The 18,640-nt window shown below is 28.2% G+C and carries 19 protein-coding genes and 3 other annotated features (1 of these 22 running past the window's edge); of the genes, 14 read left to right on the top strand and 5 right to left on the bottom strand.

Features of this window, described 5'->3' with window-relative positions:
- Positions 1 to 61: 61 nt before the first annotated feature.
- Complete coding sequence (locus OW763_RS02490) at positions 62 to 259, bottom strand: hypothetical protein (RefSeq protein WP_268039480.1); 198 nt, start codon at positions 257 to 259, stop codon at positions 62 to 64.
- A gap of 165 nt (positions 260 to 424) precedes the next feature.
- Positions 425 to 661, top strand: a binding site (T-box leader).
- Between the two features lie 124 nt (positions 662 to 785).
- Here OW763_RS02490 and trpS point away from each other — a divergent pair.
- Positions 786 to 1,793 (top strand): tryptophan--tRNA ligase, encoded by a 1,008-nt coding sequence (gene trpS, locus OW763_RS02485; protein WP_268039479.1) that lies wholly within the window; start codon positions 786 to 788, stop codon positions 1,791 to 1,793.
- Between the two features lie 27 nt (positions 1,794 to 1,820).
- On the opposite strand, the gene OW763_RS02480 is transcribed toward trpS, so the two are convergent.
- Together OW763_RS02480 and yidA are read right to left on the bottom strand one after the other, a co-directional pair.
- Positions 1,821 to 2,723 (bottom strand): Cof-type HAD-IIB family hydrolase, encoded by a 903-nt coding sequence (locus tag OW763_RS02480; RefSeq protein WP_268039478.1) that lies wholly within the window; start codon positions 2,721 to 2,723, stop codon positions 1,821 to 1,823.
- Between the two features lie 49 nt (positions 2,724 to 2,772).
- Positions 2,773 to 3,621, bottom strand: coding sequence for a sugar-phosphatase (gene yidA, locus OW763_RS02475; protein ID WP_268039477.1), 849 nt, complete (start codon positions 3,619 to 3,621; stop codon positions 2,773 to 2,775).
- A gap of 197 nt (positions 3,622 to 3,818) precedes the next feature.
- Between yidA and OW763_RS02470 the strand changes: the two genes are divergently transcribed.
- Both OW763_RS02470 and OW763_RS02465 read left to right on the top strand, forming a co-directional pair.
- Complete coding sequence (locus tag OW763_RS02470) at positions 3,819 to 4,391, top strand: ATP-binding protein (protein ID WP_268039476.1); 573 nt, start codon at positions 3,819 to 3,821, stop codon at positions 4,389 to 4,391.
- A 109-nt stretch (positions 4,392 to 4,500) separates the two neighbouring features.
- Positions 4,501 to 6,096, top strand: coding sequence for a peptide chain release factor 3 (locus OW763_RS02465; RefSeq protein WP_268039475.1), 1,596 nt, complete (start codon positions 4,501 to 4,503; stop codon positions 6,094 to 6,096).
- Between the two features lie 116 nt (positions 6,097 to 6,212).
- Here the strand turns inward: OW763_RS02465 and OW763_RS02460 are convergent, their stop codons facing one another.
- Together OW763_RS02460 and OW763_RS02455 are read right to left on the bottom strand one after the other, a co-directional pair.
- Positions 6,213 to 7,415 (bottom strand): NAD(P)/FAD-dependent oxidoreductase, encoded by a 1,203-nt coding sequence (locus OW763_RS02460; RefSeq protein ID WP_268039474.1) that lies wholly within the window; start codon positions 7,413 to 7,415, stop codon positions 6,213 to 6,215.
- Between the two features lie 96 nt (positions 7,416 to 7,511).
- Positions 7,512 to 7,667: a DUF5670 family protein gene (locus OW763_RS02455; RefSeq protein WP_268039473.1), complete on the bottom strand. Its 156-nt coding sequence runs from the start codon at positions 7,665 to 7,667 to the stop codon at positions 7,512 to 7,514.
- 161 nt (positions 7,668 to 7,828) lie between these two features.
- Here OW763_RS02455 and OW763_RS02450 point away from each other — a divergent pair, with 161 nt between their 5' ends.
- The 11 genes from OW763_RS02450 to trpA all read left to right on the top strand — a co-directional run bounded on the left by OW763_RS02450 (position 7,829) and on the right by trpA (position 18,343).
- Entirely contained in the window at positions 7,829 to 8,404 is a 576-nt protein-coding gene (locus OW763_RS02450; protein ID WP_268039472.1) for an ECF transporter S component, read from the top strand.
- Between the two features lie 194 nt (positions 8,405 to 8,598).
- Positions 8,599 to 9,693, top strand: a complete 1,095-nt coding sequence (locus tag OW763_RS02445; protein WP_268039471.1) for a sensor domain-containing diguanylate cyclase — start codon at positions 8,599 to 8,601, stop codon at positions 9,691 to 9,693.
- A gap of 88 nt (positions 9,694 to 9,781) precedes the next feature.
- Positions 9,782 to 10,936 carry an AlbA family DNA-binding domain-containing protein gene (locus OW763_RS02440; RefSeq protein WP_268039470.1) on the top strand — a complete coding sequence of 385 codons (1,155 nt, stop codon included), beginning with the start codon at positions 9,782 to 9,784 and terminating at the stop codon, positions 10,934 to 10,936.
- A 90-nt stretch (positions 10,937 to 11,026) separates the two neighbouring features.
- Positions 11,027 to 11,437 (top strand): hypothetical protein, encoded by a 411-nt coding sequence (locus OW763_RS02435; protein ID WP_268039469.1) that lies wholly within the window; start codon positions 11,027 to 11,029, stop codon positions 11,435 to 11,437.
- A gap of 178 nt (positions 11,438 to 11,615) precedes the next feature.
- Positions 11,616 to 11,956: a binding site (T-box leader), on the top strand.
- Between the two features lie 50 nt (positions 11,957 to 12,006).
- Positions 12,007 to 13,425: an anthranilate synthase component I gene (gene trpE, locus OW763_RS02430; RefSeq protein ID WP_268039468.1), complete on the top strand. Its 1,419-nt coding sequence runs from the start codon at positions 12,007 to 12,009 to the stop codon at positions 13,423 to 13,425.
- The gene (locus OW763_RS02425) at positions 13,422 to 13,997 is read left to right on the top strand and encodes an anthranilate synthase component II (protein ID WP_268039467.1); all 576 of its coding nucleotides are present in this window, start codon (positions 13,422 to 13,424) and stop codon (positions 13,995 to 13,997) included. Before trpE ends, OW763_RS02425 begins: the two co-directional genes overlap by 4 nt.
- A complete protein-coding gene (gene trpD / locus OW763_RS02420) occupies positions 13,990 to 15,006 on the top strand; it encodes an anthranilate phosphoribosyltransferase (RefSeq protein ID WP_268039466.1) in 1,017 nt (338 codons plus the stop codon). Before OW763_RS02425 ends, trpD begins: the two co-directional genes overlap by 8 nt.
- A complete protein-coding gene (trpC, locus tag OW763_RS02415) occupies positions 15,003 to 15,779 on the top strand; it encodes an indole-3-glycerol phosphate synthase TrpC (RefSeq protein WP_268039465.1) in 777 nt (258 codons plus the stop codon). Before trpD ends, trpC begins: the two co-directional genes overlap by 4 nt.
- A complete protein-coding gene (locus tag OW763_RS02410) occupies positions 15,769 to 16,380 on the top strand; it encodes a phosphoribosylanthranilate isomerase (RefSeq protein WP_268039464.1) in 612 nt (203 codons plus the stop codon). Before trpC ends, OW763_RS02410 begins: the two co-directional genes overlap by 11 nt.
- Positions 16,364 to 17,542, top strand: a complete 1,179-nt coding sequence (trpB, locus tag OW763_RS02405; protein ID WP_268039463.1) for a tryptophan synthase subunit beta — start codon at positions 16,364 to 16,366, stop codon at positions 17,540 to 17,542. The genes OW763_RS02410 and trpB overlap by 17 nt, the downstream gene beginning before the upstream one ends.
- Before the next feature lie 18 nt (positions 17,543 to 17,560).
- Complete coding sequence (trpA, locus tag OW763_RS02400) at positions 17,561 to 18,343, top strand: tryptophan synthase subunit alpha (protein ID WP_268039462.1); 783 nt, start codon at positions 17,561 to 17,563, stop codon at positions 18,341 to 18,343.
- 86 nt (positions 18,344 to 18,429) lie between these two features.
- Positions 18,430 to 18,640, top strand: a binding site (T-box leader); it runs 14 nt beyond the window's last position.

Raw genomic sequence — 18,640 nt, 5'->3', positions numbered from 1 at the left:
TATACAATAAATCCTGTAAAAAGACATCTATGAATTAATTTTCATAGATGTCTTTAAATATTTATTCTAGAATATCATCTCCGCCATTATAGGTATAATCAAATTCAGCATTAGATATATCATTTGTAACTATTGGGTCTTGAACTGGATCTGGAAGGATAGTATAATCTTTGGCTGAATGAGATTTTATTATTTTGGGTTTCTCTTCAAGATATCCTCTTTCATGAGGTCCATAGATGTTATTATTTTTATTTTCCATAAATTTATCTCCTTTCTTAAATTATTACCTCAAAAATTAGTATTCCACGAAAATAGAAAATAATTAATTTAAAAGAACTAGTAAAAATAATATTATTTTAAATATTAAACTAAAAATGATATTGACAAAAAACCATAATAAGAATATTATATATAAAAAGCGAGAATATAATTTGTGAAGAGAAGTAAGTAACCTTAAAAACAGATTTCAAGAGAACTGTTGGTGGTGAGATTACAGTAATTATGTTTAAGGTGAATGGGTCTTGGAGATTTAGAATGAAATTTTTAGTAATTCTAGACGTAAGCTATACGTTATAATTGCAGGATACTATAAGGTATCTTTAATGAGGAAAAGTTTTAGCTTTTCAAAAATAGGTGGTACCGCGTATAATACGCCCTATATAACACAATTTAGTTATATAGGGTTTTTGTTTTGTTAAATTATAAAAATTAGAAGTATTTAATGTACTAAAATGTACTTCTAGTATTATATATTTTTTAGTTTTTATTATTAGGGAGGAATAAAAATGGAACAACAAGAAGTAAAGAAAGTTATATTTAGTGGAATACAGCCTTCAGGTGACCTTACAATAGGAAATTATTTAGGAGCTCTAAAAAATTGGGTTAAGCTTCAAGGGGAATATGATTGCTATTATTGTATAGTGGATTTACATGCAATAACAGTAAAACAAATACCTAAGGATTTAAGAAGAAGAACTTTTGAAGTATTAGCGATATATATTGCTGCGGGTATTGATCCTGAGAAAAACACACTATTTATTCAGTCACATGTACCTGCACATAGTGAATTAGCATGGAATTTGAATTGTAACACATATATGGGCGAACTTAGCAGAATGACTCAATACAAAGATAAATCTAAAAGATATGGAAATAATATTGCTGCCGGACTTTTTAATTATCCTGCATTAATGGCTGCTGATATTTTATTATATCAAGCGGATTTAGTACCAGTTGGAGCAGATCAAAAACAGCATCTAGAGTTAACGCGTGATTTAGCAGAAAGATTTAATAATGCATATAGTCCTACATTTAAGATACCAGAACCATATATACCAAAGGCAGGAGCTAAAATTATGGATTTACAAGATCCAACTAAAAAGATGTCTAAATCATCAGATAATCCTAATTCATATATTCTTATAATGGATACTCCAGATGTTATTAGAAAGAAAATAAGTAGAGCGGTTACTGATAGTATTGGAATAGTTAAATATTCTGATGAACAGCTTGGAGTTAAAAATTTAATGACAATATTGAATGTTATTACAGGTAAAACTTTTGATGAAATAGAAAAATATTATCAAGGAAAAGGATATGCAGAATTCAAAAAAGATGTTGGTGATGCAATAATAAATGAGTTAGAACCAATACAAAAAAAAGTAAAGGAATTACTTGATGATAAAAAATCGCTTGAAGAAATTTATAAAAAAGGTGCAGAAAAGGCAAACTATGTAGCTAATAAGACATTGAGAAAAGTTCAAAAGAAAATAGGATTTATTCCTATAAAATAAAGAAAAGTGCACAGCACTTTTTTTTATTTATACTGCTTTTTCTTCTTCTTTAAGAATAAACTTATTTATAACATGTGCAAGTCCATTTTCTTCATTAGTAAAAGTTACATAGTCAGCGGCTTTTTTCACATCGAGTGAGGCATTGCCCATAGCAACACCTAGACCAGCGTATTTTATCATATCTATATCATTTTCTGAATCACCAATACATATAACTTCTTCACTATGGATACCAAGTTTGTGAGCTATAACTTCAACCCCAGTTCCTTTGTTAATTCCTTTATTTAATATTTCAAGAGTGTTAGATGAAGGTTTAAATACTGTAAATTTATTATATAATTCACTAGGAAGGTTATTTTTGTGATAAAACAAGTCATCATTTCTATTAAGAGTATCTAAAATATTATATTTAATATTAGTATTTTTTAATAAAGTTTTTATTTTTTTTATAAATGGTTGGGTTTCATTTAGATAAACAACTCTATAAATAATGGGATATTTACTTAAATCATTGAAGTCTACTATTTTTACAGGTAAATTTGAAAGAAATGATTCAACTTGTGTAGTTAAATTTAAAGTTGGAGTTAATAGTGAATTTGCTGTGGCTGCATTTAATGTTATATTGAGTTTTTGAGAAAGAGCATATAAAAATTTTATGTTATCATGAGTTAAAATAGATTCAAAAAGTATCTCTTTATTCCCTAAACATTGTACAAGAGCACCACTGTATGCAACAGCATAATTGGTATTACTTGTTAAATTTAATTTTATTGAATATTTTTCAGCGCCTTGAATAGGTCTGCCAGTTGATAAAACAATATTAATGCCTTTAGCTTTAGCTTTTTCAATTGCTAGATAATTTTCTTTAGAAATGGTTTTGTCATTCTTTAATAAAGTACCGTCTATATCAATTGCTATAAGTTTGTACATGCAATTCCCCCTTTTTAATATAAGAATATTGCGAAGCAATATTCTTATATTACACAGCCTTTTCTATACCATTAAAGTTTTCAAATAGATCAGTATCATTTAATATGAATTTATCAATAATGTGAGCAACGCCATTTTCTTCGTTTGTATAGGTTATGTAATCAGCAATTTTTTTAACTTCTGAAAAGGCATTTCCCATAGCTACACCTAAACCAGCATATTTAAGCATATGAACATCGTTACCTGCATCGCCTACACAAATAATTTCATTTTGATTTATATTTAAGGCTTTTGCTAATGATTTAACGCCTGTGGATTTATTAATTGATTTGTCTAAGAATTCTAAGAAAAAAGGAGCACTTCTTACTACAGTATATTTTTCATAAACTTCTTTTGGTAAATTTGCGATTACTTTAGAAAGTTTATTTTCGTCGTCTATAAACATTACTTTTACTATGTTATAAGAAGAATCAATACTTTGAAAATCCACTTCTTCAAATGGTATGTTATTTAAATCTATCTCAAGTTTAGTATATTTACTTAATTTAGGAGATATGCATCCAGTTGTTGTAAGTGCATGTATATTAACATCTAGTGTCTTACTTAAATTATACAAATAATGAACATCTTCTTCATGTAATAATTGCATCGAAATTACTTCATTTGTTCCTGTGTTTTGAATTACTCCACCATTATAAGTTACACAATAATCATTATCGGATACAAGATTTAATTCTTCTAAATATTTTTCTATACCTTTTTTTGGCCTTCCAGTAGCTAAAACAATTTTAACTCCTTTTTGTTTAGCTTTTTCAATAGCTGTACGATTCTCTTCAGAAATAGCTTTGTTTTCATTTAGAAGAGTACCATCCATATCTAGTGCTATAAGTTTATACATATAATGACCCCCAATATTTTATGCTAATTAGTTCAGTAATATAAGAATACTGTTTTGCAATATTCTTATTATATCACTTAATAAATTAAAAAGGTGAATATGTTTATAGAGATAAAAGTAAGGTTTAATAAAGTTGAAAAATACACAATCCATTGATATAATTGAATTCGTGATGAATTTACTATGGAGGTTTAAATATGCCAATAAGAATAGCAATATTAGGTGGACCACGTTGTGGGAAAACTACACTAATACAGCAATTATATGTTGAAATGAAAATTAGGGGTCTATCTGTAGGGGCAGAATCGGAATATTCTACAGACTATCTTAGAGATAAAGGAATGATTGAAACTATATCAGAGCAATATGGAATATATATAGGACAAGCTATATTAGAAGAAAAGTTAAATGAATTTGATTATGCCATAACAGATTATGCAACATTCGTACCTTATGTATATGGAAGGTTTATGCTTGGAAGTAAAAAAAGAACTAAGAAGGAAATTGAAATATTAAAGGATTTGTATTATTTAGCGTTAAAGGATATACCTAAGTACGATTATATATTTTTTGTACCTAGAGAATTTGGGTATTTAAAGGATGGTGTAAGGTGGCAGGATGAAGAAACTGCAAAAAGTATAGATTCTGCTATAATGAATTTTTTAGATGCTGAAAATGTACCATATACTATTATTGAAGGAGCCACAAAGGAAAGAGCTAAAAAAATTATAGATATTATTAAACTTAATGAAAATCAAAAAGAAGAGTAAGGCTTGTTGTATAGTTAGCAAGCCTTTTATTTATGTTTGACATAGCAATCTAATAAAGTTAAAATCATAATGGAAAGGCTAAAAATAAACAAGAAAGAGGAGAAAATAAGTGGCAAATTTTAAAAGTGAAATAGAGAGAAGAAGAACTTTTGCTATAATATCTCACCCAGATGCGGGTAAAACAACATTGACAGAAAAGTTTTTACTATATGGGGGAGCAATAAGAGAAGCTGGTTCTGTTAAAGCTAGAAGAGCTACAAAGCATGCGGTATCAGATTGGATGGAAATAGAGAAGCAAAGAGGAATTTCTGTTACTTCTTCTGTTATGCAATTTAATTATGATAATCACTGTATAAATATATTAGATACTCCAGGACACCAAGATTTTAGTGAAGATACATATAGAACTTTGATTGCTGCTGATAGTGCAGTTATGGTAATCGATGGAGCAAAAGGTGTAGAAGCACAAACAAGAAAATTATTTCATGTTTGTAGTTTAAGAGAAATACCTATTTTTACTTTTGTAAATAAGATGGATAGAGAAACAAGAGATGCATTTGAATTAATGGAAGAAATAGAAAGTGAGCTTGGAATAAAGTCTTATCCTATGAATTGGCCTATAGGATGTGGAGCTGATTTTAAAGGGATATATGATAGAAATAAAAAAGCAGTAATATTATTTGAAGGTGGAAATCATGGCCAAAGCCAAGCAAAGATGGTAGAAGGATCAGTAGAAGACGAACATATTAAAGAACTAATAGGAGAACATTTGCACGAAAAACTTGTAGAAGATATAGAGTTATTAGATATGGCAGGAGAAGAATTTGATTTAGAAAAAGTTAGAGTTGGGGAGCTTACACCTGTATTTTTTGGTAGTGCTTTAACTAATTTTGGAGTAGAACCTTTCCTTAAGGAATTTTTGAGTCTTACGCCCCCACCATTATCAAGAAATACAAATAAAGGTAAAATAAATGTATATGATGAAAACTTTTCAGCCTTTATATTTAAGATACAGGCAAATATGAATAAAGCTCATAGAGATAGGATTGCTTTTATGAGAATATGTTCAGGTAAGTTTTCTAAAGGCATGGATGTTTATCATGTTCAACAGGGTAAAAAGGTTAAATTAACACAACCTCAACAATTTCTAGCACAAGATAGAGAAATAGTTGAAGAAGCTTATGCAGGAGATATAATTGGTGTGTTTGACCCGGGAATCTTTAGTATAGGGGATACATTATGCCCAGCTTCTAATAAATTTAAATTTGAAGGAATTCCAAGTTTTGCACCAGAACATTTTGCAAGAGTTAGAACTGTGGATACTATGAAAAGAAAGCAGTTCATAAAAGGAATAACTCAAATTGCTCAAGAAGGTGCTATTCAAGTATTTAAAGAGCTTCATATAGGAATAGAAGAAATAATTGTAGGGGTTGTTGGTGTATTACAATTTGAAGTTTTAGAATACAGATTAAAAAATGAATATAATGTAGATATAAAGATAGAAAGATTATCGTTCACTAATATAAGATGGATTGAAAAAATAGAAACAGAAGTTCAAAAATTAAATGTAACAAGTGATACCAAAATAGTAAAAGATTTAAAAGAGAGAGATTTGTTATTGTTTTCTAATGATTGGGGGATAAATTGGGCTCTTGAACATAATAAAGGACTTGTATTATCGGATGTTGGAAAGAGTGAAGAGTAAAATAATATTTGAATAAAATTAAAAAGCCATAATTATGAAGTGAATTTAAATTTCATAACTATGGTTTTATTATTATAAATAATGAAAATAATTATATCTATTAATTATGAGAAAATCTATCTATTAAAACTAAAAATTTCTGCATCAGGATTATTGTTATATAGTATAAGGTCTTTAATAATTTGACCACTTATAACACTGTATATAGTACTATTTTTATCAAAGCCTAAATTAAAATAACAGTTTGGAAATTTTGGGTGTTCTCCAATTATAGGAATATTATCTTCAGTTTGGGTAAAAATTCTATTGCCCAAATAATCTATTTTAATATTGTTTATATGTGGATACATATTTTCTAATACTTTTTTAATAGAAGCAGCTTTTTTTCCTAAATTGTCTATTGAGCTATTATTAGAATTAAAATCATCATCAAAGCCGCTAGCTAATATTCTATTATCTTTGGTTGAGGTAATATGCATATGTGGGTAATCAGATTCTAAAATTATACATTTTTTATACCAGCTTTCAGTAGAGGATATTGGATTAGTTATAATTGAATAAGTGTTTTTTAATTTTATAAGATTACTTTCATTAATTAAATTATAACAAAGAAAACTATCAGCAAACACAATTTTTTTACAATGAATGTGGTGTCCTTTATCAGTATTTACTCTCATAATATTAGAAGAATAATCATAACTTATCGCAGTAGTATTTTCATAAATTTTGACACCTTTTTTTGTAGAGCTTTTTAAAAGTGCATGACAAAATTTAAAAGGGTCTATTATTCCATAATTATTTGATAAAATTCCAGAATAACAACAAAAAGGAAAGTAACTCTCCATTTGATTTTTATTCATAAATTGTACATCAAAGCCTAATTCTTTTCTAAGCTTAAATTCTTTTTCTATGAAATCATCTTTTTCAGGATGATTTGATAAATAAATGCAATTCTTTTTTTCAAAATCACAAACCTTTTTTATATTATATAGTATGTTTTCAATATCATCTATAGATTTTTGACATAGTTTATAAATACGAACAGCCTTTTTTTTACCAATATAGTTTATAAGTTTTTGTAATTCCATATCATATTTAAGAATAGATGAATCAGCAGCAGTATTTCCATGAGCTATTAAATTTTTTTCAATTAATATTGTATTTAAATTATATTGTGAAAGGTAATAAGTAATTAAACAGCCAGTTATTCCACCACCGATGACTATTACATCGCATTTTTGATTTGAATTTAATGTAGGATATAATTTATATGCTTTGTTTATGGAATTCCAGTAAGTGTTTGTAGAAGATAATATCATAATGTAGGGCTATATTTAAACAACACAACCTTCTCTCCTCTCAAAGTAAATTTAAACTCATTAACCTGTAAAATTTAAGTTTCAAGAGTTTAAGAACTATAATGATTTTTTTCTATTAAACAAAGCATCAAGAATAAAAATTAAAGCTGCGAAGACAAGTAAATAGTTTATTAAAGCGCCTCCAAGCTTAAATATTAATCCAATTAACCAAAATAAAATTACAAATCCACCTAACCATCTAAAAAATGTCATAACAATTCCTCCATTTATATTATATGTAATGTAGTATTTACAAAAACTAATATGATTATAATGATTTATACAAAATTATTTATAAAAATGTATCCATACACTTGCGATTAATGGATATTTTTTATAACATATATAAAAACGAAGTTTAGGAGGAAAACAAAATGGAAAATAAACATAAAGGATTAAGAATGAGTTCAACTAAAATAAACAGTATAGTACAAGTAGGGCTTATGGCTTCAATAATATGTGTTGCTACATTTATTGTTCATATTCCTTCATTTATGGGGGTTGTTCATTTAGGAGATAGTATGATATTTTTAGCTGCTGTATTATTAGGAAGAAAAAAAAGTGCTATGGCTTCTGCTATTGGAATGTCTTTATTTGATGTATTATCAGGATATGTATATTGGGCACCATTTACTTTTATAATAAAAGGATTAATGGCTTTTATAGCGGCTAGCATAGTATATAGAAAAAAATATGAGGGTGAAAATGTGTGGAATAATTTATTGGCTTTTTCCATTGCCGGAATATTTATGATTATTGCATATTACTTTAGCGGTGCAGTATTAGCAAGATTTGTTTTTGCTAAAACAGCTACATTAAATCAAGCGTTCATTTTAGCATTAAAGGATGTACCAGGAAATATATCACAAGCTCTAGCCGGTATAATTATAGGAGTTCCACTAAGTTTAACTGTAAAGAAAGCTCTAGAAAGATCAAATATATCTATATAATGTAAAATTTGCACAACATATATTTATAATATAAAAGTATATTCATTATCAAATAGATTCAGGTTGTTGACAAAGGGTCAACAACCTGAATCTATTTGATTTTATATTTAATAGAGGAAAGTTGATTAATCAGGAAGAATATTATAATATTATATTAAAATATAAAGCTGATTTTTTTAGGAAAGTGAGACTATATGAATAGTTACGATGATAGTTTAAAAAATGAATATTATGAAAAATATTTAAAATTAAAAGATGAATTTGAAACATATAGGAATTTTGCTGAGACTACTATACAAATTATAAGTGATAGAAATTTTAAATTAGAAAAAAAGCTGGATGCAGTCACAAATATAGTAGAAATTAGTAAATATATAAATTCCTATATTAGTGATAAAAACTTAATTACTATGATAAATGATATGAGTATAGGTGTTTTAGGTGCTACATATTCTTCTATATATTCTATGGAAAATGACAAGTTGGTTGTTAAGGCAACTAATGTTAAAGAAGATAACAATGTTTTTTTGCATAAAGATTATTGGAGAGAGTTGCTCAGTGGAGAACCATTTATAATTAACGCTAAAGAACCATTATTTGATGAGGATTCAGCAAGAAAAGATATTCATTCAGTAATAGGTGTGCCTATAGCATTAAGAGAAAAATTTATAGGATATATGATAGTTGAACATACGCTGTATAATTTTTTTGGGCATGATCATATAAATTTTATTACAACTATAGCAAACCAAATAGCAATAGCTTTAGAAAATAATGTTTTATATAATCAGATTAGAGAATGTGCAATAAGAGATCCGTTACTTACTATCTATAATAGAAAGCATTTTTTTGAACTGGTTGAGAAAAAAATCAAAGAGAATCCTAATAACAAATTTGCTATTATTATGGTTGATTTGGATGACTTTAAGAAAACAAATGATGTAAATGGTCATCTGTTTGGAGATGAGGTTTTAAAGCAAACAACAAAAATAATACAGGATAATATTGATAAAAATGACATGATTGGGAGATATGGTGGAGAAGAAATTATAATTTATATAAATGAATTAGATAATATTGATGAAGTTTATGATAAAATTAATAATATAAGGTTAAAAATCAGCAAGAATATTATTTATTGTGGGAATACAAAAAGTAGTGTTACAGCAAGTTTTGGAATTAGCTACTATCCTGTTAATGGGCATAATCTACATGAAGTAATAAGCATAGCGGATATAAGATTATATGAGGCTAAAAAAGAAGGGAAAAACAAAATTATATATAGATAAAAAACACTATTAGTAAGAGACAATGAGTAATTCATTGCCTTTTTTTTGAATAAGATATAGTAAGTATGAAATTGAGGTAAGGATATTTATGAATAAAAAGAAGTTAGCAAGTTTACTTAAAAGGCAAGAAGGTGTTAAATTAGATTTTAAGAAACAAATAGATTTAAGTATAGAAAGTGGAAAAAAAGAATTTGCAAAGGATATATGTGCAATAGCTAATTCAAGAGGGGGAAGAGGATATCTTATTATAGGAATTGAAGATAAGACAAAGAGAGTAGTTGGAGTTGAAAAGGATGTTTTTACCGAAGAACAAATTCAACAGATAATAAGTTCAAGATGTGAACCACCTATACCTATTACTTTAGAATTTATAGAATATAAAAATAAAAATGTTGCTGTTATAACTATATTTCAAAGCAATCAAAAACCATATCAATTTAGAGAAAATGGAGCTTTCTATATACGACGTGGTTCAACAACAGATACAATGAGAAAGCAAGAATTAGTTTCAAGTTTTCAAGAGAATATGAATTTAAATATTGAGCTTACACCTATTGTTAATAGTAGTATAGATAACTTTGATTTTAAATTAGTAGACAAATATTTTAGTATTCATGGAATTAAAAGCAATGATGAAAATAGAATAATACTTATGGAAAATACAAGAATGATATATTTAGATGAAGAAGCAAAAAAGTATTACGGAACTTTAGGTGGATTAGTGGTTTTCTCTAAAATTAATTATCTGCTTGTTTCGAATAATATGATTAGAATAGTAAATACGGTAAATAGAGATTTTGATGAAATAATAATAATACAAGGTGACTTATTAAGTATTTTAGATAAAAGTGAGGAATGGCTTTTAAAAATATTACCGAATAATTATCCTTGCTATGCGGTATATGAAGGAATTAAGAACGCAGTTTTATATAGAGACTATACTATAGTGAATAAAGAAATTGAAATTATCATAGATTATAATAATATAAGTGTAATTAGTCCAGGAATACTTTTAAAAGATAATAATGACACTAATGTATTTCCTCATAACTATATAAAGAGAAATATGTGGATTTACGAAAAAATAATAACGATGGACAATAATAAGAGATTTATTAAATCAGGCAGAGGATTTACAAAAATGAAAAAAGCATTTAAAAAACATGGTAAAGTATTTTTTATAAATTCATTGAGATATAACAATTTTAAAGTGGTTTATCCGGGAATAAATACATTTAATTGAAAATATTTCAAGTTAGTATTGAAAGAAAATTCGGAATATTATATAATTAAATAAAGGGTATTTATTAATAATAAAAAAGGAGTGGTTAACATGCTACATGTTTTTTGTGACAAGAAAGGGGCTGGAAAAACTAAATTTCTAATTAAATCTGCAAATGAGAAGGCGAAAATATCTAAAGGAAATATAGTTTATATTGATGATGATAGTAGACCTATGTTTGAATTAGATAGAAAGATAAGGTTTATTTCAACAGAGGAATTTAATTTAAAAAACTATAGTAGTTTTTATGGATTTTTATGCGGTATCCTGTCAGAAGACTATGATATTACAACAATGTATATTGATGGCTTGTTTAATATTATAGACGGAGATCTTCGAGATGCTGCATATTTATTTTTTGATATAGAAAAATTAATAAAAAATCGTGGCATTGATATTTACCTCGGTATTAGTGAAGGAAAAGAAGCTGTACCTGATTTTGTGAAAAAATATGTTGCATAGTTAACTGTAAAATAAATTTCTAGGGTATAACTAAGGTCTTCTTAAAAGTTATAAGAAGGTCTTAGTTATTTTTATGCTATTATTAGTGTTTTATGAAATCCGTATAATTACAAAATTTTGCATGTTGACAAAGTATAATAAAATATATAAAATATAAAAAACAGATTAAATTTAATTTTTAAATTCAATGATTGGAAGGAGTACTTTTAGTATTTTTGTTTAAGCGAGTCGGTGGGTGGTGTAAGGTCCGATAACAAGAAACTTTAAGGAATGGGTCCATGAGATGTTAGGTGAAGTTTTAGTAGCTAATACCGTGTCCTCACGTTACAGAGGTAAGATATCGAGTGAAAATGAAAGATTGCTCTGTATCTGATTGAGAGAAGATATGTTTTATAGGTGGCATAGCGAAATCTAGGTGTTTCGTCCTGTAGTGGATGAAGTACCTTTTATTTTTTGAAAATGCTGTTATATAATATATTTTAATTTGGGTGGTACCGCGGAGACCATTTCGTCCCAGTTTAGTGGATGAAATGGTCTTTTTTTGTTATATAAATTCTAAAGGGGGGTATATGAAATTGGGGAAAAAGATTTTAGTTCCATATATAAAAAAGCTTTCAGGAGATACAGAAACACCTATAACATTATATAAGAAATATGTTGGAGATCAAAAAGGAATTTTACTTGAGACTACAGATTTAGAAAATGGAAGATATTCTTTTATAGGTAAAAATCCTTATGCCATTTTAAAGGCAAATAATAATGAAGTTATTATAGATAATAATTATAAACAGGAAATAAAAAAAGGAAAAATATTAGATGTTGTAAGAGAATATATGAAGCAATTTGAAGTCTGTAATAATACGAGTTTACCTTTTATAGGAGGAGCAATAGGAACTATTGCATATGATATTATTCGTCAATATGAAAATATACCAAATGAAACTGAAGATACTATGTATTTGCCAGATGTAGAATTAATGATTATTACTGAATTTATTGCATATGACCATTTGCATAATCAAATTATATTGTGTGTTTTAGAAGAGGATACAAATGAAGGTATAAAAAAAGCGGAAAACAAAATAAAGAATATACAGAAAATTCTGGAAGAAGGTAATGCTGAGCTTGAAAATATTAAATTAGATAATTGTAATTTAAATAATATAGCAATAAGTAATACTACAAAAGAACAATTTATGCAGATGGTTGAAAAAGCTCAAAAATATATTTATGAAGGTGACATTTTTCAAGTAGTATTATCTCAAAGATGGGAAATAGGAATAAAAGAAGATCCTTTTACAATATATAGAAAACTTAGAAGTATAAATCCATCACCATATCTTTTTTATTTAAACTTTGGAGATTATCAGGTGGTTGGAAGTTCTCCTGAAATGTTGGTTGAAATGAAAGTGGATAAGGTTTATACATGTCCAATAGCTGGAACTAGAAAAAGAGGTCAAAATGAAAAAGAAGATGAGATGCTAGCAAATGATTTACTTAATGATGAAAAAGAAAGAGCGGAACATGTAATGCTCGTAGACCTTGCAAGAAATGATATGGGAAGAGTATCAAAAATAGGATCAGTTAATGTAAGTAATTTTATGAAAGTAAAGAATTATTCTCATGTAATGCATTTAGTTTCGTTGGTAGAAGGTAAGACAAGAGAAGATAAAGATCCATTTGATGTACTAGCTTCTTTTTTACCAGCAGGTACGCTTTCAGGAGCACCTAAAATTAGAGCAATGGAGATTATTGAAGAGTTAGAGAAAGAAAAAAGAAGTATATATGGAGGTGCTGTTGGATACTTTGGGTTTGATGGAAACATGGATATGTGTATTGCTATACGTACCATGATAATAAAGGACAAAATGGCATATATGCAGGCTGGTGCAGGAATTGTAGCAGATTCTATTCCAGAAAGTGAATATGAAGAAACTAAGAATAAGGTTAAAGCATTAGTCAAAGTAGTTGGGAGGTTAGAAGAATGATTCTATTAATTGATAATTATGACTCATTCACATATAACTTATATCAATACTTAGGAGAGTTTGATGAAGTTAAAGTTTTTCGAAATGATGAAATAACGGCTAGTGAAATTTTAAAAATAGATCCAGACAAAATTGTTATATCACCAGGACCTAAAACTCCTGATGAAGCAGGTAATTGTATTGAGTTTATAAAAACATTTTATAAAAAGATACCTATACTTGGAATATGTTTAGGGCATCAATGTATTGGAAGAGCCTTTGGCGGTGAAATCACCTATGCTAAAAAACTTTATCATGGTAAAACTTCTATGATTAAACATAATCAAAAAGGAATTTTTAAAGGACTACAAAATCCAATTCAAGTGGCCAGATACCATTCATTAGCTATAAATAAAGATACACTATGTAAAGAATTTGAAATTAATGCGGCAACAGATGATGGTGAGATTATGGCAATTTCACATAAAGAATATCCTTTATATGGATTACAGTTTCATCCTGAATCTGTTTATACACCAGAGGGAATGGAAATGATAAAAAATTTTATAGAAGGAGGTGATAAAGATGATTAAAGAAGTAGTAAATAAACTAGTTGAAAATAAACATTTAACGGAAGAAGAAATGATGGCAGCTTTAAAAGAAATAATGGAAGGCAAAGCCTTACCTACGTTAATTGGAAGTTTTCTTACAGCTCTTAAATTAAAAGGAGAAACTATTGAAGAAATTACAGGCGGATCCAAGTTAATGAGAGAAAAAAGCCAAAAAGTAAATTTAGAGGACCTATATACTTTAGATACTTGTGGAACTGGTGGGGATAAATCAGGTACTTTCAATATTTCTACAGCAGTAGCTTTGGTAAGTGCAGCAGCAGGTTGCTTTGTTGTTAAACATGGTAATAGGTCTGTTTCTAGCAAAAGTGGAAGTGCAGATGTACTGGAAGCACTAGGAGTAAATATTAATATTACTCCTAATCAAGTAGAAAAATGTGTTAGAGAACAAAATATTGGATTTTTGTTTGCTCCTATATTTCATAAAGCTATGAAAAATGTAGTAGCTCCTAGGAAAGAACTTGGATTTAGAACTATTTTTAATATTTTAGGGCCATTAACTAATCCAGCACAGGCTAAATCACAAGTATTAGGAGTATTTGATGAAAAATTAACTGAAACTATGGCACAGGTACTGAAAAATTTAGAAGTAGAACATGCTTTGGTAGTTCATGGAATGGAGGGTTTAGATGAAATATCTTCTGTTAAAGAAACTAAGGTTACTGAATTAAAGAATAAAGAAATAAAGACTTATTATATATCACCAGAGGAGCTAGGCATTAAAAGAAGTAAAAAAGAGGAAATTTTAGGTGGGAATGCAGAAGAAAATGCACAAATTATTAAAAATTTATTTATAGGAGAAAAAGGTGCTAAGAGAGATATTTTACTTTTAAATGCTGGTGCTGCTTTGTATGTAGGTAAAAAAGCTGACTCAATTAAAGAAGGTATTAGCAGGGCTGCTGAACTTATTGATAGTGGTAAGGTTTATGAAAAAATGAATCAATATATTGAGTATACAAGGAGGCTAATATGATATTAGACAAAATTGTAGAAAGAAAAAAACAGACTTTAAAGGAAAAAAAATTTCTTGATAAAGAACAATTAATAGATCAAATAAAAAATAGCGAAAAACCTAAAAGTTTTCATAATGCTATAAAAAAATCAGGTTTATCTATTATAGGTGAAGTAAAAAAAGCTTCTCCGTCTAAGGGATTAATAAAAGAAGATTTTAGACCACAAGATATTGCAAGAGAATATGAAAAAGCTGTGGATGCAATTTCAGTATTAACAGAAGAACATTTTTTTATGGGAAGTCCACAGTATTTGAAACAAATAAAAAGTGTAACTTCTCTTCCGATTTTAAGAAAAGATTTTATTATAGATGAAAAACAGATTTATGAAGCAAGAATATTAGGGGCAAGTTGTGTTTTGCTTATAACAGCAATACTTGATAAAAAAACTTTAAAAAGGTTTATTGATATAGCATATTCTATTGATATGGATGCGTTAGTAGAAGTTCATACAGAAGAAGAAGTATATACTGCATTAGGTGCAGGTGCTAAGATTATTGGAATTAATAATAGAAATTTAAAAGATTTTTCTGTAGATTTAAATAATACATTAAAATTAAAAAAGCTTATTTCAGATGAAATATTAGTTATAGGTGAAAGTGGAATTCACAATAAAGAAGATATACAAGTTTTAAAAGAAGCAAATATAAATGGAGTTTTGGTAGGTGAAAGCTTTATGAAATGCGATGATATTATGCAAAAAGCTAAGGAGTTTAAGGATGCTTATGAAGACTAAAATTAAAATTTGTGGATTAAAAACATTAGAAGATATAAGAATGATAAATAAATATCCTATAGATTATGTAGGATTTGTTTTTGTAGAAAGTAAACGTAAGGTTTCTAAAGAACAAGTAAGAGATATGAAAAAAATATTAAGCACTAAAATCAAGGCGGTAGGGGTATTTGTTAATACTCCTTATGATGAAATAAATGACATTGTTAATTATTGTGGAATTGATATTGTACAAATGCATGGGGAAGAAAGTTCAGAGGAATGTGAAAAAATTATTGTTCCAGTTTGGAAGGCAATATCAGTACAAAATAAGAAAGATTTAATTAAAGCTCAGAGATATAAAAATGTAAAAGGATTTTTATTGGATGGAGTAAAAGCAGGGTCAGGAATAAGTTTTGAGTGGAGTTTAGTAAAAGAGTTTTCAAAAAATTATTTTACTATTTTAGCTGGAGGACTTAATTCAGAAAATGTTCAACAGTGTATTGAGATAGTTAATCCACATATGGTTGATGTAAGTTCAGGAGTTGAAAAAGATGGGCAAAAAAATGAAGAAAAAATAAAAAAATTTATTAGGAAGGTGAAGAAATATGAATTTAAAAAGTAAATTTGGACAATTTGGAGGACAATATGTACCAGAAACAATTATGAATGCATTAAAAGAACTAGAAGAGGCTTTTATTAAATATAGTAATGATGAAAAGTTTAAAAAAGAATATATGTATTATTTAAAACAATATGTGGGAAGACCATCTCCACTGTACTATGCAGAAAGAATGACAGAAGAATTAGGTGGTGCAAAAATATATCTTAAAAGAGAAGATTTAAATCATACTGGTGCTCATAAGATTAACAATGTTATTGCTCAATTGCTTTTAGCAAAAAGAATGGGTAAGAAAAGAGTAATAGCAGAAACCGGTGCAGGACAGCATGGAGTAGCTACTGCTACGGGAGCAGCATTATTTGATATGGAATGTACAGTTTTTATGGGAGAAGAAGATATAGAAAGACAGAAACTTAATGTATTTAGAATGGAACTTTTAGGAGCAAAGGTTGAATCTGTTAAGTCAGGAACAGGAACCTTAAAGGATGCTACAAATGAAGCTATAAGAGAATGGGTAAGAAGAGTTGAAGACACATTTTATGTTATAGGTTCTGTAGTAGGTCCTCATCCATACCCAACTATGGTTAGAGATTTTCAAAAGATTATAGGACAAGAAACTAAAAAACAAATATTAGAAGTAGAAGGTAGACTTCCAGATAAGGTTATTGCATGTATAGGGGGCGGAAGTAATGCTATGGGAATCTTTTATCCATTTGTTGAAGATAAAGAAGTAGAATTAATTGGTGTAGAAGCAGCTGGGAAAGGTATAGAAACAGGTGAGCATGGAGCATCAATTGCAGAAGGCAAAGTAGGAGTTCTTCATGGTATGAAAACTCTTCTTATACAGGATGAAGAAGGGCAAATTAAACCAGCTCACTCTATTTCAGCAGGACTTGATTACCCAGGTATTGGTCCAGAACATGCGTTTTTAGATGAAATAAAAAGAGCTAACTATGTTTCTATAACAGATAAAGAAGCTGTAGAAGGATTTCAATATTTATCTAAAGTGGAAGGGATTATTCCTGCATTAGAAAGTTCACATGCTGTAGCTCATGTTGTAAAGATTGCTCCTAAAATGAGTAAGGATAAAATTATAGTTATTAACTTGTCAGGGAGAGGCGATAAAGATGTTTATACAATAGCAGAATATATTGGAAAAAAATGATTTGGGGGTATAGTAGTTATGAATAGAATAGAGAAAAAGTTTAATGAGTTAAAAGAAAATAATAAGAAAGCATTAATAACATATATAACAGCAGGAGATCCATCTATTGAAAAAACTGAACAACTTATTTATGCAAAGGAAAGAGCTGGAGCAAGTATTATTGAAGTAGGAATTCCTTTTTCTGATCCTCTTGCAGATGGACCTATAATACAGAAAGCAGCACAAAATGCTTTGAATAATGGAATCAAGTTAAAGGATATATTTAACTGCATAGAGCGAGTGCGTAAAAATACAGAAATTTCTATGGTGTTTTTGGTATATTACAATACAATATTAGCTTATGGAATAAAAGAATTTGTGGATAAATGTGAAGAAATAGGTATAGATGGTTTTGTTATTCCTGATTTACCTTTAGAAGAACAGGATGAAATAATACCATATATCAAAAAAAATAATGTGGCACTTATTCCATTAGTAGCACCTACATCTAAAGAAAGAATAAAAGATGTAGTCGAAGGTAAAAAGGGGTTTGTATACTGTATTTCTTCATTAGGAGTTACAGGTATGAAAGATGGATTTTATGAAGAAGTAGATGAATTTTTAAAAACTGTTAAAAAGCATACAGATTTACCAATAGCTATAGGATTTGGTATTTCATCCAGAGAAGATGTAGAAAGATTTACACCTTATGTAGATGGTGTTATAGTTGGTTCAGCAATTGTTAAAAAGATTCATGAAACTAAAGGAGATATAGAAGAAGTTGAAAAATTCATCTACTCAGAGTTTAGTGTTAGTATGTAAGTATAAATAATAAAAAACATTATTATTTTAAAACTTATTGCATTTATCTAATTTTATTTATATAATATTAGATAAACTGTATAGTGTTAAAGATAATGATGGAAAAAAGTAATTGTGTGAACCATAAGAGAGTCAGTGGCTGGTGAAAACTGATTGGTGGAACATAGTGAAATACATTTCTGAATTTTATACTGAAAGTTAGTTATACTAGTAGGTTGTTACGGGTATCCCTACGTTATAAGGGAAAGAGATGATATAGCTTTTTTGATATATCAAATTGGGTGGTAACGCGAAGTG

The organism is Clostridium aestuarii, from assembly GCF_026735135.1.
Classification (GTDB): domain Bacteria; phylum Bacillota; class Clostridia; order Clostridiales; family Clostridiaceae; genus Clostridium_H; species Clostridium_H aestuarii.
The sequence above is the reverse complement of the archived record's forward strand: the minus strand, read 5'-3'. Positions and strand labels throughout refer to the sequence as shown.